This is a genomic window from Pseudomonas sp. BAV 4579 (assembly GCF_009765395.1).
GTDB classification, from domain to species: domain Bacteria; phylum Pseudomonadota; class Gammaproteobacteria; order Pseudomonadales; family Pseudomonadaceae; genus Chryseomonas; species Chryseomonas aestiva.
The window spans coordinates 1-21,131 of the sequence record NZ_WHOV01000077.1 but is presented as its reverse complement, the minus strand read 5'-3'; the positions used below and the strand labels follow the sequence as shown (position 1 = coordinate 21,131).

Below are 21,131 nucleotides of genomic sequence, written 5' to 3'. Positions count from 1 at the left end.
CGGCCACCTCGGCAGCGGTCAGGCCGGGATGGCACTGCAGCCGGGCGAAGCCGGCGTCCAGGCTGGCGGCCAGGGCGCGAACCAGCAGCGTCTTGCCGGAGCCGGTCGGGCCTTCCAATAGCAGGTGACCGCCGGCCAGCAGGGTGGCGAGCAGACCGTCCACGGCGGCCTCCTGCTGCGGCAGCACCTTGAGCAGCGCCTGTCGCAGGGCCTGCAGCCGGGCCAGGGCGCGGGCCTTGACGCCGCTTTCGCCGGAGTCCGCCGGGGTGGCGTCAGGAGCAGGGCTGTCGGTCATCGGAAGTCCTCGGAAACGGGGGGGCGCACGGCCAGGCGCAACAGGCGCAGCTGGACGATGCGGCGGGTGAAGTCGCGGGGGGAGAGGCGTGCCGGGCTGGGCCGCATCGCCTCGCCCACCACACGGGTACTCAGGCCGCTCAGGCGCGCCAGGTATTGCCAGCGCTCGGCCACGGTCTGATCGGTGAGTTCGGGGCGACGGCGGTGCACCTCGCGCTGGATATCGCGCTGCAGGGTGGCGATCAGTTCGGGCCAGCGTCTGGTGTCAGGCCGGGGCGCCGGATGGTCCTGGCGGCGTCTCAGCCAGAGACCCGCCGCCAGCGTCAGGAGCAGCAGGGCCAGGCCATAGCGTTGCAAGGCGTCCAGCCACAGGGGGAGCGGTGGCGCCGGGGCGATCAGGGTCACCGGCGCGCCCTGGGTGAGGTACCACAGCAGCCAGGCATTGTCGTACTGGGCGAGGTGGGCGTTGCTCCAGAGATCGGTGTCCGACAACAGGGTCACGCTGCCGTCGCCCCAGGGCAGCATCAGCATATGGGTAGCGCTGGCGCTGCTGGCCCAGGCTACCGCCTGATCACCGACATCGAACAGATGGCGGCTGTCGTCGAAAGCGAGGTAGGCGGGGGCGTCGTCCTCGGCGAGATAGAGCTGGGTCAGGTTGGGCCAGAGCGGCAGCGCCATGATGGGAGGGGCGGCACCCCCCAGCTCGCGGGTCGGCATGGGACGAACGCCCAGGGTCGCGCTGAGCGCCAGAGTGCTGTCATCGGCGACGGCCACCAGATGGCCGCCCGCCTCGACCCAGTCCAGCAGCGTCTGCGCCTGAGCCTCCGCCAGGGGTGGATTGCCGGCCAGCCAGAACCTGACGTCTCCGGCCGGCAGCTCGGCGAGTTGCTCGGCTTGGCCGTGCTGCACCCGGCTGCCGAAATGCTGCAGGTAGGCCGCGGCCAGCGCCTGGGGAGCGGCGCTGTGCGTGGCGGCGGCGAGTTGGGTGGCGGTCTGCCGCGCCGTCCGGCTGTCGAGTCCCTGATGGGTCAGGCGCAGGCTGCCCGGGCCGCTGTCGGACTGCGGCGGCAGGGGACAGGACAGCGGCTCCTGCTGCGCGAGGCAGGCCAGGGACAGGGTCAACGCCCAGACGGCGGCGCCCAGGCGTACGCCGATACCTCGGCACCTGGAGCGAAGGGAGAGCCGATCGACTGAACGCATGGGCAGGGAGATTACGCGGTAGACAGGCGCCAGAGCCTAGCGGGTGCGGGCGTTCGGGAGCAAGGCGCACGACGATGCTAGACTGCGCCGATTCTAGGGGAGGGCGATGTGACGCAAAGTATCTTCTGGTACGACTTCGAGACCACGGGGATCGATCCACGGCGGGATCGACCGCTGCAGGTGGCCGGGGTGCGTACCGATCTGGAACTCAACGAAATCGAGGCGCCGCTCAACCTGCACTGTCGGCTGAGCGAGGATGTCCTGCCCCATCCCGCGGCCTGCCTGGTCACCGGTATCCTGCCGGCCACCCTGCAGCGGCTGGGGCTGCGCGAGCGCGACTTCGTCCAGCGCCTCCACGAGGAGTTGCGGCGGCCCAACACCTGCGCGGTCGGCTACAACAACCTGAGATTCGACGACGAAATGGCACGGCACAGCCTGTACCGCAACTTCCACGATCCCTATGCCCGCGAATGGCAGCAGGGCAACAGTCGCTGGGATGTGCTCGGCCTGATCCGGGCGCTCTATGCCTTCCGCCCGGAAAGCCTGAACTGGCCGCAGGACGCTGAGCGCGTCTCCCTGCGCCTGGATCGCCTGACTGTCGCCAACGGCATCGAGCACGCCCAGGCCCACGACGCCCTGGCGGATGTTCGCGCGACCCTGGCCCTGGCGCGGCTGGTCAAGCAGCGGCAGCCAAGGCTCTATGACTATCTCTGGACGCAGCGCCAGAAAAAGGCGGCGCTGGCGCGCATCCGTCTGCTCGAACCCCTGTTGCACGTCTCCGGACGCTTCAGCGCCGAGCGACATTTCCTCGCACCCGTGCTGCCGCTGGCCTGGCATCCGGTCAATCGCAACGCGCTGATCGTCTGCGATCTCGGCCTGGCGCCGGAGCCGCTGCTGGAACTGGATGTCGAGACCCTGCGCGAACGCCTCTATACCCGGCGGGAGGCGCTGGCCGAGGGTGACCTACCGGTGCCGTTGAAGCTGGTACAGATCAACAAATGTCCGATTCTGGCGCCCTTCAGCGTCTTGCGCCCTGCGGACACGGAGCGGCTGCAATTCGATCAGGCCGCCGTCTGGCGCCGCGCCCGCCAATTGCTCGACCAGCGTGCGACCTGGCAACCCAAGGTGCAGGCGCTCTATGCCGAGACCTCCGGTTTGGCCAGCCAGGAACAGGATGCCGAAGAGAGACTGTACGACGGTTTCATTGCCGCCGAAGAACGGCAACTCTGCGAACAAGTTCAGCGGTGTCCGGCAGAGCAACTTGGCAGCCGGCCGTGGCCCTTTCAGGACGAGCGACATCCAGAACTGTTCTTTCGCTATCGTGCGCGCAACTTTCCCGAGTTGCTGACCGCGGAAGAGGCGGCGCGCTGGCGACAATTCTGCCGGCAGCGCCTGCTGGGTGAAGAGGGTCAAGGCCATATGACCTGCACGCAGTTCATTACCCTGGCCGAACAACTGCAGCCTGAGGTAGCCAGCGAGCAGATCCCTGTTCTCGAAGCCTGGTCCGCCCATGTTCGGGCGTTGATGCAGCGGTTGGATAATTCGGTTGCCTGAAGTCGCGAACAACAAAGGTCGTTAGAGACGTCTGCTAACAGAAAAGACGTGCATAGCCAAAGGTGCCGAGGCCAAGGACTGCAGCTTCAGCTGAGAAAGATGTTGCTTGGACAATATGAAAGACGCGGCGAACGGTCGCATCAGTGGAGTGCTGAAGTTGGCAGTCGGCGTTCAGGGTTGGTCGGTTGCGCCACCCTTTGCCGTGCAGGCAAAAAAAACGCCGGCTAGCCGGCGTTTTTCTGATCAGTCCAGCAGGGTTACCCAGGACTCGACGTCGTCCGAACCCCACTTGGCTTTCCACTCTTTCAGCGTCTTGTGATTGCCGCCCTTGGTTTCAATCACTTCGCCATTGTGCGGATTCTTGTATTGCTTAACTTTGCGGGCGCGCTTGGGCGTACTGCCACTGCTGGCCTTGGGCGTACGGGTCTGGCGAGCGGGCTTGGCTTCGGTATCGAGAATGCCGATGATGTCACGCAGGGATTTCTGATACTCACCCATCAGCGCGCGGAGTTTCTTCTCGAATTCCAGTTCGCGCTGCAGTTTGTCGTCCTCTTGCAGCGACTTCAGGCGCTCCTGCAATTCCTTGATGGCTTCTTCGGTCTGACGGTATTCGTTGATGAGCGACATAAACGGCCTTTGTTCTGAGTGATGCAGAATGAAATACTGCATCGATCATAGATTGGCTATTGGAATAAGTAAACTGTCCGCCTGACAGTCCGATAATTAAAGTGGCGTCCGTCGCAACAAAGATGTTGGTAAAGGCGCGCAACTTTCAGCAGGGCGGCAATGGAACTTGTCGGACCTTACTTGTCCTTTGCAAAGTCTTTACCCCAGCCGTACAGGCGCACGCCGTGGCGCCTTGCACCGCTCGACGCTGCAGGCGACTGCGCCTAGAATGCAGCCCCTTTTCGTTCGAGGTTGTGCTATGCAAACGTTTCGTCTGGTGATCGCCTGTCCGGACGGGGTAGGTATCGTGGCCAAGGTCAGCAACTTCCTGGCGACCTACAACGGCTGGATTACCGAAGCGAGTCATCACTCGGATACGGAGAGTGGCTGGTTCTTCATGCGCCATGAGATCCGCGCCGATTCACTGCCCTTCGATCTGGCCGGCTTCAGTCAGGCCTTCGCGCCCATCGCGCGGGAATTCTCCATGCAGTGGCGGATCACCGATTCGGCCCAGCGCAAGCGCGTGGTGCTCATGGCCAGTCGCGAATCCCACTGCCTGGCCGACCTGCTGCACCGCTGGCACAGCGGCGAGCTGGACTGCGAGATCCCCTGCGTCATCTCCAACCACGACACCCTGCGCAGCATGGTCGAGTGGCACGGCATTCCCTTCTTCCACGTGCCGGTCGATCCCGCCAACAAGCAGCCGGCCTTCGACGAGGTATCGCGGCTGATCGATCTGCATCAGGCCGATACCGTGGTCCTGGCGCGCTACATGCAGATCCTGCCGCCGGATCTCTGCGCGCGCTATGCCCACCAGGTGATCAACATCCACCACAGCTTCCTGCCGTCCTTCGTCGGCGCCAAGCCCTACCACCAGGCGTCGCTGCGCGGCGTCAAGCTGATCGGCGCCACCTGCCACTACGTGACCGAAGAGCTGGATGCCGGTCCGATCATCGAGCAGGACGTGGAGCGCGTCAGCCACCGGGACAATGTCGAGGACATGGTGCGGCTGGGCAAGGACGTCGAGAAGATGGTGCTGTCCCGCGGTCTGAGATACCACCTGCAAGAGCGGGTCATGGTCCATGGCAACAAGACCGTCATCTTCGACTGACAGTGACTCCCCGGTGACTGCTCCCGGTACCGCGGAGCAGCCACCCCGTCTGGGCGAAGGTTGCCTGGCCCGCTACGACCTGCAGGCGATGACGCTCGAAGGCGGCGCCGACTTCACTGCCGCCGCGGCGCTCTGGCGGCAGCTGCAGGCACGCCAAGGCGACGAAGACGGCGTGGCGGACGCTCCGGACAGCGGGTCTGAAGACTCGCCTCAGGTGTCCTGAGTGATGGACTCGTCGCTGGCTTTGGCCTTGAGATCGGCGATCTTGCGTACTTCCGAGGCGAATACCTCGTCCTGCACGGTCGGCCGTTTCTTCCAGGGCTTGCGGTCGGGTTTGGGTTGCGCGGCGTAGGTGACGATTTCGCCACCGTAGACATCCTGATAGCGCTGGGCCTGGCGTTCCAGTTCAGCGCGAAGTTGATCTTTGGTCACGGGTTCGATCTTGTTCGAGTGTCGCGAGAGGCGAGCGGTCGTCAGGACCGCTCGAAGCCGGTGCGCAAGAGGCGCGGCTGCGGAGTCTAGCCGCCGCGAGGCGCTTTGCCTATCCCGCTCAGTTCAGGATGCGCATGGATAGGTCGACGGCCTTGACGTCCTTGGTCAGGGTGCCGATGGAGATGTAGTCGACACCGGTCTCGGCGATGCCGAGCAGGGTGTCCTGGTTGACGCCGCCCGAGGCTTCCAGCTTGGCCCGGCCCGCGGTCAGGGCCACCGCCGTGCGCATGTCGGCCAGACTCAGCTCGTCCAGCATGACGATGTCCGCGCCGGCGCTCAGGGCCTGTTCCAGCTCCTGCAGGCTTTCCACCTCGACCTCCACCGGGCGCCCCGGCGCCAGTTGCCGGGCGGCGGCCACGGCCTGGGCGATGCCGCCACAGGCAGCGATGTGGTTTTCCTTGATCAGGAAGGCGTCGAACAGCCCGATTCTATGGTTGTAGCAGCCGCCGCAGGTGACCGCGTATTTCTGCGCACGGCGCAGGCCGGGCAGGGTCTTGCGAGTATCCAGCAGCCTTACGGCGGTGTCCTGCACCAGGTCGGCATAGTGGCGGCAGCGGGTGGCGGTGCCGGACAGCAGTTGCAGGAAATTCAGCGCGCTGCGCTCGCCGGTGAGCAGGGCGCGCGCGGGGCCCGCGAGTTCGAACAGCACCTGGTCCGCTGCGACCCGCTCGCCATCGGCCACCTGCCAACGGACCTCCACCGCGGGATCCAGCACGCGGAACACCTCGTCGACCCAGGCCGTGCCCGCCACCACCGCGGCGTCGCGGGTGATGATCCGCGCCCGGGCGTGCTGCTGAGCGGGGATCAGACCGGCCGTGAGGTCACCACTGCCGACGTCTTCGCGCAGTGCGGCGGCGACATTGTCAGTGATGACCTGGGCGAGATCGGCAGGGGTAGCGCTGGACATGAAAAGACTCCGAGAAGGGCTGCGGGAGGCGAGCGGGCAACTTTAGGGGAGGTTGACGATCTGAGATAGACAACTTCGAATTATTTGAAGGGCAGGCGCTGACTGACAGGTGCCTTGTGAACCCTGTCATGTACTGTGCAGATGTCGATTGGTCGATGCCTTGGCAAAGCAAATAATGGCACATCGACAACGTTTCACCTCGCGGCCAGGGCGGCCAACGTTGTTCAATGCTCCTGTAGTGGAACGCGATTCAGCCGAACGCAAGAACGGTTGTGGGAGGCGGTGGTGCAGAACGACGTAAACGTAGTTCATTTCAAGGCGCTCGGGGAGTCTTCTTCCCGATTGCCCGCAGTGCTTTTACCGGTCAGGGATCGCGCCGCTCAGCGACTCAATGCGTCCTTGCAACAGCTGTTCGACAACGCCGACGATGCGCTGTTTGAAATGGCCGATCGGGCCGGCAGCAACCAGGAACAAAGCCTCTACTTCGAAGCGATGCGCGACCTGCGTCTGCGCCGCAAGAGCATCGAGCGCAGCTTTCTCCAGCAGTATTTCGAGCGTTTCGCCGCGCTGAACAACCTGGTTGGCAGCAAGCCGGAGATGCGCCTGGACAGTGTCTCCTACGAAGACCTCAGCCTGGTGCAGAACGATGCGCTGGAAGAGAGCGTGGCTGTGGACACCATGGTGGCCAAGGCCCTCAGCAACAACGCCATGGCCATCAGCCACCTGACCATCAGGTTCAATACCCAGTTGTCGAGCAAGCTGGACGACTCGACCCATCCGCTGGGGCCGCGCCGCCTGTGCGAGGCCTTCGTCGAAGCCTGTCGTGATCTCGACACCGACATCAAGGTCAAGCTGATCATCTACAAGCTGTTCGAGCGCTTCGTGCTCAACGGGTTGGGTCAGCTGTATGCGGAATCCAATCGTCAGCTGGTCGAGGCGGGCGTACTGCCCCAGCTCAAGGCCATCCCCCAGCAGGTGCCGAGCCGCTCGGCCAAGGGCTACAGCGGGCGCACCCCGGCTCACGTCAACAGCGAAGACGATGGCCAGGAACTCTTCGGCACCCTGCAGAGCCTGCTGGCCCAGCTGCGGACGCCGACCAGTGCGACCCTGGGTGGCGCCATGGCCGCGGACCAAGGCGCCGCGACCGCTGATGGCCAGGTCATCACCAGCTATGACCTCATGCGCCTGCTGTCCCACCTGCAGCAGCAGATTTCCAGTCAGTCCCTGGATGGCTACGACCTCAAGGCGCAACTGGGTGAGGCCCTGGGTCGCATCAGCGAGCGCTCGGGTCGAAAGCGCGTGGTGGGGCAGGTCGACGAAGACGTCATCAACCTGGTGGCGATGCTGTTCGAATTCATTCTCGACGACCTCACCCTGCCGGATTCGCTCAAGGCACTGATCGCTCGCCTGCAGATTCCCATGCTCAAGGTGGCGGTCCTCGACAAGACTTTTTTCAGCCGTGGCAGCCATCCGGCCCGGCGCCTGCTCAACGAAATCGCTGCTGCTTCCCTGGGCTGGGGCGAGCAGAGCGATCTGCAGCGCGACGGCCTGTACCAGAAGATCGAGCAGATCGTGCAGCGCCTGCTGTCCGACTTCGTCGACGATCCGGAGATCTTCGCCGAGCTGCTGTCCGACTTCATGGCCTATGTCAGCGACGAGCAGCGGCGCAGTGAACTGCTCGAACAGCGTACCCGTGATGCCGAGGAAGGCCGGGCGCGCGCCGAGATCGCTCGCTTGCAGGTCGAGCACGTTCTCAGCCAGCGCCTGCAGGAGCACCCGTTGCCCGCTGCCGTGCAACGTGTCCTGCGCGAGGCCTGGAGCCAGGTACTGCTGCTGACCTGCCTGAAGCAGGGCTATGATTCCAGCGAATGGCGCGCAGCGCTCAAGACCATGGATGATCTGATCTGGAGCATCCAGCCGCACCACGACGTCGCATCGCGCCAGCGCCTGCTGGAAATGGTGCCCGGCCTGCTCAAGGCCCTGCGGGAAGGCCTGGCCAGCGCGGCCTTCGATCCCTTTTCCACCTCCGAATTCTTCACCGAGCTCGAGTCCCTGCATGTCCAGACCTTTCAGCAGACCCGTCCCGAACTGGCGGGTGCGGCTGTGGATACGGCGGTTGTGGTGCCGGCAGCGGTGCCTGTCGACGAGCCCTTCGAGCTGCCGCGCGCGGCTGAGCGGATCACCGGACTGACCAGCGACTCCCTGGAATGGGTGGATGTCCTCTCGGTGGGCGCCTGGTTGGAAATCCAGGATGTCGAGCAGAAGCTGCGCTGCAAGCTGGCCGCGGTCATTCGCCCCATGGGCCGCCTCGTGTTCGTCAATCGCACCGGCATGAAGGTGCTGGACCGGACCCGCGAGGAACTGGCGCTGGATTACCAGGAGGGTCGGGTACGGCTGCTGGACGATGCCCTGCTGTTCGACCGGGCCATGACCTCGGTGATCGGCAATCTGCGGGGTCAGTCGCCGTCCTGAGTGCTGTGCGCAAGGCATGAAAAAAGCCGTCCCTGGGGACGGCTTTTTTCATGCCCAGACCAGGGGCCTAGTGCAGCTTCAGGCGCGGCTCGGTCTTGCGTCTCAGGTGATCGCCGGCAAACAGCGCCAGGGCACGCAGCGGGCCATAGAGGGCGACCTGGTGCATCCGGTAGAGTGACACATAGAAGGTCCGCGCCAGCCAGCCTTCCAGGGTCAGGCTGCCGAGGGCGCCGCCCATGAGGTTGCCCACCGCGCTGAAGCGCGACAGCGAGATCAGCGAGCCGTAGTCCTTGTAGACATAGTCGGGCAGCGGCTTGCCTTCCAGGCGCGCCTTGAAGGTCTTGACCAGCAGGGAGGCCTGCTGGTGGGCGGACTGGGCGCGCGGCGGCACGGTGTGGGTGTCGCCGGGAGTCAGCGGGCAGGCCGCGCAGTCGCCGAGGGCGAAGGCGTTCGGGTCGCGGGTGGTCTGCAGCGTCGAGTTGACCACCAGCTGGTTGATGCGATTGGTCTCGAGGCCCGCCAGGTCCTTGAGAAAGGCCGGGGCGCGGATACCGGCGGCCCAGACCTTGAGACTGGCCGGAACGAATTCGCCCGCGGTCTGCAGGCCGTCGGCGCGGACTTCCTTGACCGCCGAACCGGTCAGCACCCGTACGCCGAGTTTCTCCAGGGTGCGGTGCGCCTGGCCGGCGATCCGCTCGGGCAGCGCGGGCAGGATGCGTGGACCGGCCTCGACGAGGGTGATGCGCAGGTCTTCGGGCCGGATGCGGTCCATGCCGTAGGCCTGCAACTCTTCGGCGGCGTTGCGCAATTCGGCCGCCAATTCCACGCCGGTAGCACCGGCGCCGACAATGGCCACCTCGATGTATTCACCCGGCTGCTCGCTGACGTGGGCGCGCAGGTAGTGGGTCAGCAGCTTGCGGTGGAAGCGTTCGGCCTGGGCACGGGTGTCGAGGAAGATGCAGTTTTCCGCAGCGCCTGGCGTACCGAAGTCGTTGGTGGTACTGCCGATGGCCAGCACCAGGGAGTCGTAGCCGATCTCCCGTTCCGGGACCAGGACGGCGCCGTCGTCCTCGATCGCGGCCAGCTGCACCTTGCGGCGCTCGCGATCCAGGCCGGTCATGCGGCCGAGCTGGAATTCGAAGTGGTTCCACTTGGCCTGGGCAACATAGCTGAGTTCGTCCTCGGTGGAATTGAGCGAGCCGGCGGCCACCTCGTGCAGTAGCGGTTTCCACAGGTGGGTGGCGTTGGCGTCGATCAGCACGATCTGCGCCTGGTCGCGCTTGCCGAGACTACGTCCCAGGCGGGTAGCCAGTTCCAGGCCGCCGGCGCCGCCGCCGACGATAACGATACGATGGGTCATGGAGAGCACTCATGGAGAAGGAAAGCGGAGGCCGGACCGGGCGCGTCGCCGCAAACGGGCGCAGTCCCGGGTCGGTGGAAATCTGGGGGTCGTCGCAACGCGCGATAGTTGCGCCATCTAGCAGAGAAGATGGGCGAAAAGTCGTGACTTTCAAGGGAGGCGGCGTGCATCTGCTCTGGCAAGGATGTCTACGGCGACGAGAGGTAGCGCTAGTTTAACCGGGCTGACCCGGCCATTCGACCCTGGAGAAACTGGGGTCAATCCAGGACCTCCACCCGATCGCCCAGGCGGATGATGCCGCTTTCCAGCACCCGGGTCGTGAGGCCGCCATGGCCGCGCATGGCCTGGAAGGTCCCCGGGGCCAGGCGTTCTTCCAGGCGCGCGCAGGGCTGGCACCAGCCCGTGGTCTCCAGGATCGCCTGGCCGATGCGAAAGCGCCGGTTCTTCAGGCTGAACAGATTGATCCCGGCGATGGCCAGATTGCGGCGCAGATCGGCGGGTGCGACCGTCCTGCCGATCAGCGCGGCCACCACTGGCAGGTGTTCCCACTGGATGAGGGTGACCTGGCGCTGGTTGCGCGGGGTAGGGCGGGCGTGATCGCCGGTCAGGCCCGCGTCACGCCGGGCTTCCACGGCCTCGATCTCGACCATGGGCGCGCGGGAGGCGGGTCGCACGCCGATCCAGCGCACCTCACCGGACTGGGGGACCTGGGCGAGCAGTTCTTTGAGCGGGATCATGGGGCTCCTCGACGCGATGGTGGTGCCAATTCGAGCGGTAGGGCAGGATAGCGGCCTCGATAGACCTTTCAAGAGAGGATGCCATGCGCGCTGGAGTTCTGGCGTTGTTGCTGTCGTGTCTGCTGCTGCCCCTGACCGCCCTGGCACTCGAACCCGGCGAGCGGGTGGCGCCCTTTACCCTGCTCGATCAGCGTGACCAGCCCTATACCTTCGACGACCAGCTGCAGGTCCTGCTGGTGGCGCGCAGCATGAGCGGCTCCGGCCTGGTCAAGGAAGCCATGCGCGAGCAGCCGGCCAACTATATCGACGGCAGCCGGGTGGCCTACATCGCCGATATCAGCAGCATGCCGGCGGCCATCACGCGGATGTTCGCCGTACCGGCCATGCGCAAGTATGGCTACCGAATCCTGCTCGATCGCGAATCGCGGATCGTGCCACGCTTTCCGGGCGCTGCCGACAAGGTGCTCTGGGTGACCCTCGATCATGGCCGCTTCGTCAGCCAGCGCGAATTCAGCGACGCCACCGCGCTGCGCGACGCGCTCAAGGCCAAGGCCCGCTGATGGAGCGGGCGTTCGTCGAGGGCTGGTATCGCGAGGCGCGCCGCTGTCCTTCGCCCTACCATAACGAACGCCCGGCGGGGACGGTGGTGTCCCTTCTGGTGATCCACAACATCAGTCTGCCGCCCGGGCAATTCGGTACCGGCTGCGTCCAGGCGTTCTTCCAGAATTGCCTGGATCATTCGGCCCATCCCTTCTTCGCGGAGATCGCCGAACTGAAGGTGGCGGCGCACTTTCTCATCGAGCGCGACGGGGCGGTGACCCAGTTCGTCTCCTGCGAGCAGCGCGCCTGGCATGCCGGCATCTCCTGCTTCGACGGGCGTGAGAACTGCAACGACTTCTCCCTGGGCATCGAACTGGAAGGCACGGACGATCTGGCCTACACCGACGCCCAGTATCTTGCCCTGGGGCGGCTGACGCGGGCGCTGCAGCGCGCCTATCCGGCGATCAGCGCCGAGCGCATCCAGGGCCACAGCGCTATCGCCCCGGGGCGCAAGACCGATCCGGGGCCGGCGTTCGACTGGCAGCGTCTGCACGCCGAGTTGCAGGACGGCGACGTCTAGGCCAGCCGGTCCGCGTCCCAGCCGAACACCGCGCAGGCATTGCGGGTGGTAACGGTGGCGAGCGTCTCGGCTGAAACCTGCCACAGCGGCGCCAGGGCGGCGCAGATGGCCGGCAGATGGGTAGGGCTGTTGCGCACGTCCGGATGCATGGCGGGTGGCATGTCGGGCGCATCGGTCTCCAGCACGATGCCTTCCAGCGGCAACTGTGGCAGTACCCGCTGCAGTCTTTTCGCCTGCGGCCAGGTGGGCGCGCCGCCCAGGCCGATCCTGAAACCCAGGCGCAGGTATTCGCGAGCTTCCTCGAAGCTACCGGAAAAGGCGTGGGCGATGCCGGCTCGGGGTGGCTTGAGACGCTTCAGGATTCTGACCACATCGGCATGGGCGCGGCGCACATGCAGCAGCACCGGCAGGTCCAGCTCCATGGCCAGGCGCACCTGCTGTTCGAAGAACCAGGCCTGGCGCGTCTTGTCCGGCGCCTCGATGAAATAGTCCAGACCGATCTCGCCCAGGGCGCAGAGGCGGGGATCGCTCCGGCGTTCCAGGCAAAAGGTCCGGAGCGCCTCGATATCGGCCTCCTGATGGCGCTGCAGGTACAGCGGGTGCAGGCCGGGCGCCGCATGGAGGCCGGCGTTCTCCGTGGCAACCCGCCAGAGTTGCGGCCACTGGCTGCGCTCGACGCCGATCAGCACCTGGCGGATCACCCCGAGTCGCGCGCATTCGGCCAGCAGGCCCGGTCGCGCGGCGTCGAAGTCCGGGTAGTCCAGATGGTTGTGGGTATCGATCAGCAGGCTCATGGCAGGCGGCGTTTGAGTACCCTCGGGATGGCCTGCACACCGGGCAGATAGTGGTCGTTTTCCAGGGCGTCCAGCATCAATTCCAGGGCGCGTTCGGTGATGACCTCGTGCTGCTGGGAGATGGCGTTGACCTTGAACGGCAGGTAGTCCAGCAACTGGGTGTCGCCAAAGGTGGCCAGGCGCAGGGTGTCCCCTGCGGCCAGGGGATGATCGCGCAGCACGTCCAGCACGCCCTGCAGCAGGACATAGGAGGTGGTCAGCAGCGCCTCGGGCCAGTGGCCGAGTTCTTCGATCATGGCCAGCGCCTGGGCACGACCACCTTCCCGGCTGTAGTGGGGCGCATGCCGCTCCCAGTGGCGCGCCGGGTGATCGGCGAGGGCCGCGGCGAAGCCGGCGGCGCGGGCGCGGCTGATGGCCAGGTCGGGACGGGCGCCGATCAGCGCGATGCTGTGGGTGTCCGGTGTCAGCAGCGTGGCCGCCAGTTGCCGGCCGGCGGTGTGGTCGTCGCTGACCACCGAGCAGAATTGCGCCGGATCGAGCTGGCGATCGATGGCTATGATCGGGATGTTGTGTTCCTGCAGCTGGCGGTACGGGGCGTCGTCCTCGGCCAGGCTGCTGGCGGTGAACAGGCCGTCGCAGCGGCGCGCGCGGAACAGCGCGATCAGCTGGCGTTCGCTGTCGGGATTGTCGTCGGTGCAGGCGATCAGCAGCTGATAGCCACGTGCCCGTGCCCGGCGTTCCAGCTGCTTGGCCAGGCGCGCGTAGCTGGGATTCTCCAGGTCGGGCAGCAGAAAGCCCAGGGTGTGGGTGGCACCGCGGCGCAGGCCGGCGGCGCGCTGGTCGGGCTGGTAGCCGTGGGCTTCGACCACGGCCATGACCCGCGCCACGGTCGCCGCGCTGATGCGTCTTTGCGCCGCCTTGCCGTTGATGACGTAGCTGGCGGTGGTAAGGGATACGCCGGCCAATTGGGCGATGTCGCTGAGTTTCACGCCTGTTCCTCATGGGACCTGAATGGCCTGGCGCTGTACGGCGCTGGCGAGACGGTCTTTATTGTGTGTTGTGCTTCAAGGATCGGCGATTATCGAGTAACGTTCCAGTCCCATTGGGTGAAACGTTTCAGCTTTCTGTTGTCCGACGGCTGGCACGAATCTGCCAAGGGCCCTGCCACGCCGCTCCCGACGCGATTGCAGGGCTGAGCGAGCCGGCAAGCATCTATTACAAGAAAGGCACGGCGCCAGGATCAGGCGCGCGGCGCCGGAGGTATCCTTCCATGTTCGAACTCAATGCCCAGCATATCCGCATGGCCCAGCAGGCGCCGGACAAGGCGACCGCCCTGGCCATGCTCGCCGAGTCCCTGGTGACCGACGGTCTGGTCGCCCCGGGTTATCTCGAAGGGCTCAAGGCCCGCGAGGCCCAGGGCTCCACCTACCTCGGCCAGGGTATCGCCATTCCCCATGGTACGCCTCAGACCCGCGACCAGGTGTTCGTCACCGGCGTGCGGATGATGCAGTTCCCGCATGGGGTGGACTGGGGTGATGGTCAACTGACCTACCTGGCCATCGCCATCGCCGCCAAATCCGACGAACACCTGCGCATCCTGCAGCTGCTGACCCGGGCCCTGGGTGAAAGCGACCTGCAACAGGCCCTGCGCGAGGCCCGCGAACCCCAGCAGATCCTCGACTTGCTGCAGGGCGCGCCCCAGGCGCTGGCGCTGGACGAAGAACTGGTGCAGCTGGCCATCGATGCCGAGGACCTGGAAGACCTGGCCTGGCAGGGTGCGCGCATGCTCAAGCATATGGAATGCGTGGGGGCCGGTTTTGCCGGTGCCCTGCAGGCCAGCCAGCCGCTGCCGCTGGGCGACGGCCTCTGGTGGCTGAACAGCGAGACCGCGGTCAAGCGCCCCGGCCTGGCTTTCGTCACCCCGTTGCAGACCCTGCAGGTGCAGGACCAACCGGTGCGCGGCCTGTTCTGCCTGGCCAGCCTGGGCGAGGGCCATCGCGCCCTGCTCGAACGCCTCTGCGATCTGCTCGTCGCCGGCCGTGGCCAGGAGCTGGCCCAGGCCACCTCGCGGCGTGCCGTGCTCGAAGCCCTGGGCGGCGAAGTCGCCCCGGACTGGCCCAGTGCCCAGGTGGTGCTGGCCAATGCCCATGGCCTGCACGCCCGTCCGGCCAAGGAGCTGGCGCGGCTGGCCAAGGCTTATGACGGCGAGATCCGCGTGCGCGTCGACCACGGCGCCCCGGTCTCGGCCAAGAGTCTGTCGCGGCTGCTGGCGCTGGGGGCCCGTCGCGGCCAGACCCTGGAATTCCTCGTCGAGCCTGGCACCCCGGCCGCGGCCGCGCTCAACGATCTGATCGGTGCCGTCCAGGCCGGTCTCGGTGAGGAAGTGGAACCGGTCACCGCCAGCGCCCCAGCTCCGGCCGGGGCTGCCCGGGTCACCGCCATCAGCCTGGTGGACCCGTCCGAACAACTGCCGCTGGCCCCGGGCGATCGCGCCCAGGCCGTGGCCGCCGCCCCCGGCCTGGCCGTGGGCCCGGCCCATGTGGTGGCACCCCAGCACTTCGACTATCCCGCCACCGGCGCAGGCGCCGCCGCCGAACGCCAGCGCCTGGATGCGGCCCTGGCGGCGGTACGCGCCGATATCGAGGCGCTCATCGCGCGCAGCGAGGCCAGCGCCCTGCGCGAGATCTTCCTGACTCACCTGGAGATGCTGGAAGACCCGGATCTGCAGCAGGGCATCGCCGCCCGCCTCAAGGCCAACGCCAGTGCCGCCGCGGCCTGGGATGCCCAGATCGAGGAAGCCGCCAGCCAGCAGGAAGCCCTGCAGGACAAACTGCTCGCCGAGCGCGCCGCCGACCTGCGCGACGTCGGTCGGCGGGTACTGGCCCAGCTGTGCGGTGTCGAATCGGCCCGCGAGCCTGAAGAACCCTATGTGCTGGTGATGGACGAGGTGGGCCCGGGCGATGTGGCGCGGCTGGACCGCGAGCGCGTCTGCGGTATCCTCACCGCCCGTGGCGGCGCCAGCTCCCACAGCGCCATCGTCGCCCGCGCCCTGGGCATTCCGGCCATCGTCGGCGCCGGTCGCCGCGTGCTGGACCTGGCGCCGCGCAGCGTGCTGCTGCTGGATGGCGACAAGGGCACCCTGGAAATCGCCCCGGATGCCCGTCGCATCGAGGCCGTGCAGCGTGAGCGCGAGGTCCAGGCCGAGCGCCGCCGCGCCGCCGAAGCGCGCCGTTTCGAAAGCGCCACCACCCGTGACGGCCACCAGGTCGAGATCGCCGTGAACCTGGGCGATACCGCCCAGGCCGCCGCCGCGGTGGAGCAGGGCGCCGAAGCCGTCGGCCTGCTGCGGACCGAACTGGTGTTCATGAGCCACGACAGCGCGCCCGACGAGGCCACCCAGGAAGCGGAATACCGCCGCGCCCTCGATGGCCTGGCCGGCAAGCCGCTGGTGGTGCGCACCCTGGACGTCGGTGGCGACAAGCCACTGCCTTATCTGCCGCTGCCACCGGAAGAGAACCCCTTCCTCGGCATCCGCGGCATCCGCCTGACGCTGCGCCGCCCGGAACTGCTGGAAACCCAGTTGCGTGCCCTGCTCAAGGCCGCCGACGGCCGGCCGCTGCGGATCATGTTCCCCATGATCGGCCGGGTCGAGGAGTGGCGCCAGGCGCGTGACATCCTCGACCGCCTGCGCCTGGAGATTCCCACCACCGACCTGCAGGTCGGCATCATGATCGAGGTGCCTTCGGCCGCGCTGCTGGCCCCGGTGCTGGCTCCGGAAGTGGACTTCTTCAGCGTCGGTACCAATGACCTGACGCAATACACCCTGGCCATCGACCGCGGCCACCCGCTGCTGTCCGGCGAGGCCGATGGCCTGCACCCTAGCGTGCTGCGCCTGATCGACATGACGGTGCGCGCCGCCCATGCCCACGGCAAGTGGGTGGGCGTCTGCGGCGAGCTGGCGGCCGATCCGCTGGCGGTACCGGTACTGGTCGGCCTGGGCGTGGACGAGCTGTCGGTCTCGGCCCGCAGCGTGCCGCTGGTCAAGGCCCGGGTGCGCGAACTGGAGCTGCGCCGGGTGCAGTCCTGCGCCGCCCGCGCCCTGGAACTGGCCACTGCCGCGGAAGTGCGACAGAGCGTGGAGGCCCTGCGATGAGCCGTATCCTCACCCTGACCCTCAATCCGGCGCTGGACCTCACCGTCCAGTTGCCGGAGCTCAAGCCCGGCGCGGTGAATCGCAGCGAGGCGGTGATCGTCCATGCCGCCGGCAAGGGCATCAATGTCGCCCAGGTGCTGGCCGATCTCGGCCATGAGCTGACGGTGAGCGGCTTTCTCGGTGCCGCCAACGCGGCCGCCTTCGAGGCCCTGTTCGCCCGCCGCGGCTTCACCGATGCCTTCGTCCGGGTCGCCGGCGAAACCCGCAGCAACCTCAAGCTGGCCGAGGCCGCCGGGCGCATCACCGACATCAACGGACCCGGCCCGGAAGTGTCCGCCGCCGCCCAGCAGGAGTTGCTCGAAACCCTCGATCGCCTGGCCCCTGGCCACGACGCCGTGGTGGTGGCCGGCAGCCTGCCGCGCGGGGTGACCCCCGAGTGGCTGGCCGCGCTGGTCGGTCGGCTCAAGTCGCTGGGCCTGCCGGTGGCCCTGGACACCAGTGGCGCCGCCCTGCGCGCCGCCCTGGCCGCCGGTCCCTGGCTGATCAAGCCCAATACCGAAGAATTGGCCGAAGCCTGTGGTGCACCCGCCGAGACCGCCACCGAGCAGGCGCTGCTGGTCGAGCAACTGCGCGCCCTCGGCATCGAGCATCTGGTGATCTCCCAGGGCGCCGACGGCGTGCGCTGGTACGGTCAGCAGACCCTGGAGGCGCAGCCGCCCAAGGTCACCGTGGCGAGCACCGTCGGGGCGGGGGATTCCCTGCTGGCCGGCATGCTGCACGGTCTGCTCACCGGCCAGTCGCCGGAACGCACCCTGACCACGGCCACCGCCATCGCGGCCCTGGCGGTCACTCAGATCGGCTTCGGCATCAACGATCCCGCGCAACTCTCCACCTTCGAAGACCAGGTGCGGGTACGCGTCCTTCCCGACTTTCCGCTAGAACAAGAATCAGGGGTAAACCCATGAACATCGCCATCGTCACGACCTGCCTGACCGGCATGGTCACCAGCGTGCTCAGCGCGCGCCTGCTGGACGCCGCCGCCCAGCGCCGTGGCTGGACCACCAGCGTCGAGATCCACGACGGCCCCGAGGCCACCCTGCTGACCGACGACCAGGTGGCGCGCGCCGAACTGGTGGTGGTGGTCCATACCGGCGCGGTCGACCTGTCCCGCTTCGTCGGCAAGCGTGTCTACCGCGCCGCTCCGGCCGAAGCCCTGCGCGACGTCGATGCCTTCCTGCAACGCGCCGCCAGCGAGGCCAAGGTGCTGGAACAGGCCCCGGCGACCAGTGGCGCTGCGCCGAGCGTACCGGCCAGTGCCAGCGAGACGCCGCGGCTGGTGGCCATCACCGCCTGCCCGACGGGTGTCGCCCACACCTTCATGGCGGCCGAGGCGCTGCAGAACGCGGCCAAGAAGCTCGGCTATCGCCTGCACCTGGAGACCCAGGGCTCGGTAGGGGCGCGCAATCCGCTGCCGGCCGAGGCCATTCGCGAGGCCGACGTGGTGCTGCTGGCCACCGATATCGAGGTCAATGTCGAGCGCTTCGCCGGCAAGCGCGTCTATCGCTGCGGCACCGGGGTCGCCCTCAAGCAACCCGAGGCGACGATCAAGAAGGCGCTGGCCGAGGGCGAGACCCTGGCCGGCAGCGCTGCGCCAGCCGCGGGCGAGGGCGCCAAGCCGGCCAAGAAGGAAGGCGCGGGTGTGTACAAGCACCTGCTCACCGGGGTGTCCTACATGCTGCCGATGGTGGTGGCGGGCGGCCTGCTGATCGCCCTGTCCTTCGTCTTCGGCATCGAGGCCTTCAAGGAGCAGGGCACCCTGGCCGCGGCCCTGATGCAGATCGGCGGTGAGTCGGCGTTCAAGCTGATGGTCCCGGTGCTGGCCGGCTACATCGCCTATTCCATCGCCGACCGTCCGGGTCTCGCGCCCGGCATGATCGGTGGCTGGCTGGCCGCCAGTCTGGGCAGCGGCTTCATCGGCGGCATCATCGCCGGCTTCCTGGCGGGCTACGTGGCCAAGGCCATCGCCCAGCACGTCAAGCTGCCGGCCAGCGTCGAGGCGCTCAAGCCGATCCTGATCATCCCGCTGTTCGCCAGCCTCATCGTCGGCCTGGTGATGATCTATCTGGTCGGCACCCCGGTGGCCGGCGCCCTGAGTCGACTCACCGACTTCCTCAACAATCTCGGCACCAGCAATGCCGTGCTGCTCGGCCTGATCCTCGGCGCCATGATGTGCATCGACTTCGGCGGCCCGATCAACAAGGCCGCCTATGCCTTCACCGTCGGCCTGCTGGCGTCCAAGACCTACGGACCCATGGCCGCCACCATGGCGGCCGGCATGGTGCCGCCCATCGGCATGGGCATCGCCACCCTGCTGGCGCGGCACAAGTTCGCCCAGAGCGAGCGCGAGGCCGGCAAGGCGGCCTCGGTGCTGGGGCTGTGCTTCATCTCTGAGGGGGCGATTCCCTTCGCCGCCAAGGATCCGCTGCGGGTGATCCCGGCCAGCGTCATCGGCGGCGCCCTGACCGGCGCCCTGGTGATGCTGTTCAACTGCAAGCTGATGGCGCCCCACGGTGGCCTCTTCGTGCTGCTGATCCCCAACGCCATCAGCCACGCCTGGCTGTACCTGGGCGCCATCGCCGCCGGCAGTCTGGTGACCGGGGTCATCTACGCGGTGCTCAAGCGCAACGAAGCCGCCACCGAGCTGGTCCCCGCGGCCTGATCAGGGCCCTGAAGATACCGCTGTAACAAGAGGTTACACTGGGAGGCTCTCGCTTCCTGGTGTCCTCTTCTCCATGTCCGATCCCGTCTTTCCCGATACCGATCCCGAAGTCGCCGCCCGGCGTCGGCTGCATCTGCTGCGCCATCGCCGGCGCCGTCGGCTGCGCGAGTGGCGCCAGCGCATCGCCTTCTGGGTCGGCGCGGTGCTGGTAGGGTTGGCCGGTCTGGCCTTCGCCTGGCTGGCCGACGCCTCCTTCGGCCTCTTCCAGAAAATGCTAAGGCACAGTGCGATCTGGCCCTGGCTGGTGACGCAGCTCGGCTTCGCCGGACTGGTCTGGTTGACACAAGGCGTGTTACGCGATGCCTGTGGCAGCGGCATTCCCCAGGTCATCGCCACCCTCGAAAGACCCGAAGCGGATCTGCGTGCCCGGCTGCTGGCGCCACCCATCGCCCTGGCCAAGCTGCTGCTCACCGCCGGTGCCCTGCTGGTGGGCGGCTCGGTGGGCCGCGAAGGACCTACGGTGTACGTGGGCGCCGCGCTGCTCTATGGCTTCGGCAAGCGCCTCGGCCTGCATGGCCGCCGCACCCTGTCCGGACTCATCCTCGCCGGCGGCGCCGCCGGGATCGCCGCCGCCTTCAACACGCCCCTGGGCGGGGTGGTCTTCGCCATCGAGGAACTCACCCACACCTTCGAGCAGCGCTTCAGTGGCCTGGTGCTGACCGCCGTGCTGCTCGGCGGCATCGTCACCCTGGGTATCGTCGGCCCCTACAGCTATCTCGGCGCCCTGGATCTGCACCTGACCTGGGGCCTGGGCTGGATCGGCGTGGCGGTGATCGGCGTCGTCGGCGGACTGCTGGGCGGTTGCTACGGCCGCCTGGTGCTGCCCACCGACCGGGGCTGGCTGGGACGCCTGAACGCCCTGCGGGGGCGGCGTCCGGTGGCTTTCGCCGCCGGCTGCGGACTGGTGCTGGCGGCGCTGGGGTTGCTTTCCGGCCAGCATGTGTTCGGCACTGGCTATGCCGAGACCCATGCCATCCTGGCCGGCGAGCCGGTGACCGGGGGCGACTTCCTGCTGTGGAAATTCCTCGCCAACGTCGTCTCCTACCTGGCCGGGGTGCCAGGTGGCCTGTTCTCGCCCTCGCTGGCGGTGGGGGCGGCGCTGGGCCCCTGGCTGGTCGACTGGCTGCCGGGCATCAGCCTGCCGCAATGCGCCCTGTTGGGCCTGGCCGCCTACCTTGCCGGCGTCACCCGTACCCCGCTGACCGCCACCGTCATCACCCTGGAGCTGGCCCACAGCCCGGACATGGCGCTGCCGGTGCTGGCGGCCTGTCTGCTGGCCGCCGCTGTCTCCGGCTGGCTGATGCCGGTGCCGCTCTACCATGCGCTGTCGCAGCAGGTACTGAACGCCCTCACGCCCCGCCGCGACTAGACTCTGTACGAAAAATGCCTGCGCTTGGTGATGCTTCGTTGAAAAACACTTCGGAATGCTCATTTGCCACTCGTAAACTCCGCTTCCTCAGCGTTTTTCGCCTCGCCTGACCGTCGCTCGGCG

Annotated in this window: 19 protein-coding genes; 10 read left to right on the top strand and 9 right to left on the bottom strand. The window is 67.2% G+C overall.

Going from position 1 to position 21,131, the window contains the following annotated elements; genetic code table 11:
- On the bottom strand, nt 1–295 hold a 295-nt coding region (locus tag GSQ95_RS15975; protein WP_158973849.1), incomplete at its 3' end, for a MoxR family ATPase.
- A complete protein-coding gene (locus tag GSQ95_RS15970) occupies nt 292–1,494 on the bottom strand; it encodes a DUF4350 domain-containing protein (protein ID WP_256664609.1) in 1,203 nt (400 codons plus the stop codon). The genes GSQ95_RS15970 and GSQ95_RS15975, both read right to left, overlap by 4 nt.
- Before the next feature lie 108 nt (nt 1,495–1,602).
- Between GSQ95_RS15970 and sbcB the strand changes: the two genes are divergently transcribed.
- The gene (gene sbcB, locus GSQ95_RS15965) at nt 1,603–3,048 is read left to right on the top strand and encodes an exodeoxyribonuclease I (protein WP_158894080.1); all 1,446 of its coding nucleotides are present in this window, start codon (nt 1,603–1,605) and stop codon (nt 3,046–3,048) included.
- Between the two features lie 243 nt (nt 3,049–3,291).
- On the opposite strand, the gene mvaT is transcribed toward sbcB, so the two are convergent.
- Nucleotides 3,292–3,675: a histone-like nucleoid-structuring protein MvaT gene (gene mvaT, locus GSQ95_RS15960; protein WP_158894078.1), complete on the bottom strand. Its 384-nt coding sequence runs from the start codon at nt 3,673–3,675 to the stop codon at nt 3,292–3,294.
- A gap of 298 nt (nt 3,676–3,973) precedes the next feature.
- On the opposite strand from mvaT, the gene purU reads away from it, so the two are divergent.
- Nucleotides 3,974–4,825, top strand: coding sequence for a formyltetrahydrofolate deformylase (gene purU, locus GSQ95_RS15955; RefSeq protein WP_133862531.1), 852 nt, complete (start codon nt 3,974–3,976; stop codon nt 4,823–4,825).
- Between the two features lie 13 nt (nt 4,826–4,838).
- Nucleotides 4,839–5,048 carry a hypothetical protein gene (locus GSQ95_RS15950; RefSeq protein ID WP_158894076.1) on the top strand — a complete coding sequence of 70 codons (210 nt, stop codon included), beginning with the start codon at nt 4,839–4,841 and terminating at the stop codon, nt 5,046–5,048.
- Here the strand turns inward: GSQ95_RS15950 and GSQ95_RS15945 are convergent.
- Together GSQ95_RS15945 and nadC are read right to left on the bottom strand one after the other, a co-directional pair.
- A complete protein-coding gene (locus GSQ95_RS15945) occupies nt 5,036–5,257 on the bottom strand; it encodes a hypothetical protein (RefSeq protein WP_133862529.1) in 222 nt (73 codons plus the stop codon). The two genes, GSQ95_RS15950 and GSQ95_RS15945, sit on opposite strands and share 13 nt — an antisense overlap.
- A 118-nt stretch (nt 5,258–5,375) precedes the next feature.
- The gene (nadC, locus tag GSQ95_RS15940; protein WP_158894075.1) at nt 5,376–6,224 is read right to left on the bottom strand and encodes a carboxylating nicotinate-nucleotide diphosphorylase; all 849 of its coding nucleotides are present in this window, start codon (nt 6,222–6,224) and stop codon (nt 5,376–5,378) included.
- 285 nt (nt 6,225–6,509) lie between these two features.
- Here nadC and GSQ95_RS15935 point away from each other — a divergent pair, with 285 nt between their 5' ends.
- Nucleotides 6,510–8,696, top strand: coding sequence for a DUF1631 domain-containing protein (locus tag GSQ95_RS15935; RefSeq protein WP_158894072.1), 2,187 nt, complete (start codon nt 6,510–6,512; stop codon nt 8,694–8,696).
- A 67-nt stretch (nt 8,697–8,763) separates the two neighbouring features.
- Here GSQ95_RS15935 and GSQ95_RS15930 read toward each other — a convergent pair whose 3' ends face one another.
- Together GSQ95_RS15930 and GSQ95_RS15925 are read right to left on the bottom strand one after the other, a co-directional pair.
- A complete protein-coding gene (locus GSQ95_RS15930) occupies nt 8,764–10,056 on the bottom strand; it encodes an NAD(P)/FAD-dependent oxidoreductase (RefSeq protein ID WP_158894070.1) in 1,293 nt (430 codons plus the stop codon).
- Nucleotides 10,057–10,313: 257 nt separating this feature from the next.
- A complete protein-coding gene (locus GSQ95_RS15925) occupies nt 10,314–10,793 on the bottom strand; it encodes an MOSC domain-containing protein (protein ID WP_158894068.1) in 480 nt (159 codons plus the stop codon).
- Between the two features lie 83 nt (nt 10,794–10,876).
- On the opposite strand from GSQ95_RS15925, the gene GSQ95_RS15920 reads away from it, so the two are divergent.
- Together GSQ95_RS15920 and ampD are read left to right on the top strand one after the other, a co-directional pair.
- Nucleotides 10,877–11,353, top strand: coding sequence for an FAD/FMN-containing dehydrogenase (locus GSQ95_RS15920; protein ID WP_133862524.1), 477 nt, complete (start codon nt 10,877–10,879; stop codon nt 11,351–11,353).
- Nucleotides 11,353–11,913 carry a 1,6-anhydro-N-acetylmuramyl-L-alanine amidase AmpD gene (gene ampD, locus GSQ95_RS15915; protein WP_158894066.1) on the top strand — a complete coding sequence of 187 codons (561 nt, stop codon included), beginning with the start codon at nt 11,353–11,355 and terminating at the stop codon, nt 11,911–11,913. Before GSQ95_RS15920 ends, ampD begins: the two co-directional genes overlap by 1 nt.
- On the opposite strand, the gene GSQ95_RS15910 is transcribed toward ampD, so the two are convergent.
- The gene (locus GSQ95_RS15910) at nt 11,910–12,707 is read right to left on the bottom strand and encodes a TatD family hydrolase (protein ID WP_158894064.1); all 798 of its coding nucleotides are present in this window, start codon (nt 12,705–12,707) and stop codon (nt 11,910–11,912) included. The two genes, ampD and GSQ95_RS15910, sit on opposite strands and share 4 nt — an antisense overlap.
- The gene (gene cra, locus GSQ95_RS15905; RefSeq protein ID WP_158894062.1) at nt 12,704–13,696 is read right to left on the bottom strand and encodes a catabolite repressor/activator; all 993 of its coding nucleotides are present in this window, start codon (nt 13,694–13,696) and stop codon (nt 12,704–12,706) included. Before cra ends, GSQ95_RS15910 begins: the two co-directional genes overlap by 4 nt.
- Before the next feature lie 281 nt (nt 13,697–13,977).
- On the opposite strand from cra, the gene ptsP reads away from it, so the two are divergent.
- The 4 genes from ptsP to GSQ95_RS15885 all read left to right on the top strand — a co-directional run bounded on the left by ptsP (nt 13,978) and on the right by GSQ95_RS15885 (nt 21,008).
- Nucleotides 13,978–16,860: a phosphoenolpyruvate--protein phosphotransferase gene (ptsP, locus tag GSQ95_RS15900; RefSeq protein WP_158894060.1), complete on the top strand. Its 2,883-nt coding sequence runs from the start codon at nt 13,978–13,980 to the stop codon at nt 16,858–16,860.
- Nucleotides 16,857–17,825 carry a 1-phosphofructokinase gene (pfkB, locus tag GSQ95_RS15895; RefSeq protein WP_158894058.1) on the top strand — a complete coding sequence of 323 codons (969 nt, stop codon included), beginning with the start codon at nt 16,857–16,859 and terminating at the stop codon, nt 17,823–17,825. The genes ptsP and pfkB overlap by 4 nt, the downstream gene beginning before the upstream one ends.
- On the top strand, nt 17,822–19,579 hold the full coding sequence (locus GSQ95_RS15890; RefSeq protein WP_158894056.1) for a PTS fructose-like transporter subunit IIB: 1,758 nt from the start codon (nt 17,822–17,824) through the stop codon (nt 19,577–19,579). Before pfkB ends, GSQ95_RS15890 begins: the two co-directional genes overlap by 4 nt.
- A 73-nt stretch (nt 19,580–19,652) precedes the next feature.
- Nucleotides 19,653–21,008 (top strand): chloride channel protein, encoded by a 1,356-nt coding sequence (locus GSQ95_RS15885; protein ID WP_158894054.1) that lies wholly within the window; start codon nt 19,653–19,655, stop codon nt 21,006–21,008.
- Nucleotides 21,009–21,131 lie beyond the last annotated feature (123 nt).

Bases quoted from the DNA above. Each gene is read 5' to 3' on its own strand.
- GSQ95_RS15970 (WP_256664609.1), bottom strand. From the start codon at position 1,494: ATGCGTTCAGTCGATCGGCTCTCCCTTCGCTCCAGGTGCCGAGGTATC.
- mvaT (WP_158894078.1), bottom strand. From the start codon at position 3,675: ATGTCGCTCATCAACGAATACCGTCAGACCGAAGAAGCCATCAAGGAA.
- purU (WP_133862531.1), top strand. From the start codon at position 3,974: ATGCAAACGTTTCGTCTGGTGATCGCCTGTCCGGACGGGGTAGGTATC.
- nadC (WP_158894075.1), bottom strand. From the start codon at position 6,224: ATGTCCAGCGCTACCCCTGCCGATCTCGCCCAGGTCATCACTGACAAT.
- GSQ95_RS15930 (WP_158894070.1), bottom strand. From the start codon at position 10,056: ATGACCCATCGTATCGTTATCGTCGGCGGCGGCGCCGGCGGCCTGGAA.
- GSQ95_RS15925 (WP_158894068.1), bottom strand. From the start codon at position 10,793: ATGATCCCGCTCAAAGAACTGCTCGCCCAGGTCCCCCAGTCCGGTGAG.
- GSQ95_RS15920 (WP_133862524.1), top strand. From the start codon at position 10,877: ATGCGCGCTGGAGTTCTGGCGTTGTTGCTGTCGTGTCTGCTGCTGCCC.
- ampD (WP_158894066.1), top strand. From the start codon at position 11,353: ATGGAGCGGGCGTTCGTCGAGGGCTGGTATCGCGAGGCGCGCCGCTGT.
- GSQ95_RS15910 (WP_158894064.1), bottom strand. From the start codon at position 12,707: ATGAGCCTGCTGATCGATACCCACAACCATCTGGACTACCCGGACTTC.
- ptsP (WP_158894060.1), top strand. From the start codon at position 13,978: ATGTTCGAACTCAATGCCCAGCATATCCGCATGGCCCAGCAGGCGCCG.
- pfkB (WP_158894058.1), top strand. From the start codon at position 16,857: ATGAGCCGTATCCTCACCCTGACCCTCAATCCGGCGCTGGACCTCACC.
- GSQ95_RS15890 (WP_158894056.1), top strand. From the start codon at position 17,822: ATGAACATCGCCATCGTCACGACCTGCCTGACCGGCATGGTCACCAGC.
- GSQ95_RS15885 (WP_158894054.1), top strand. From the start codon at position 19,653: ATGTCCGATCCCGTCTTTCCCGATACCGATCCCGAAGTCGCCGCCCGG.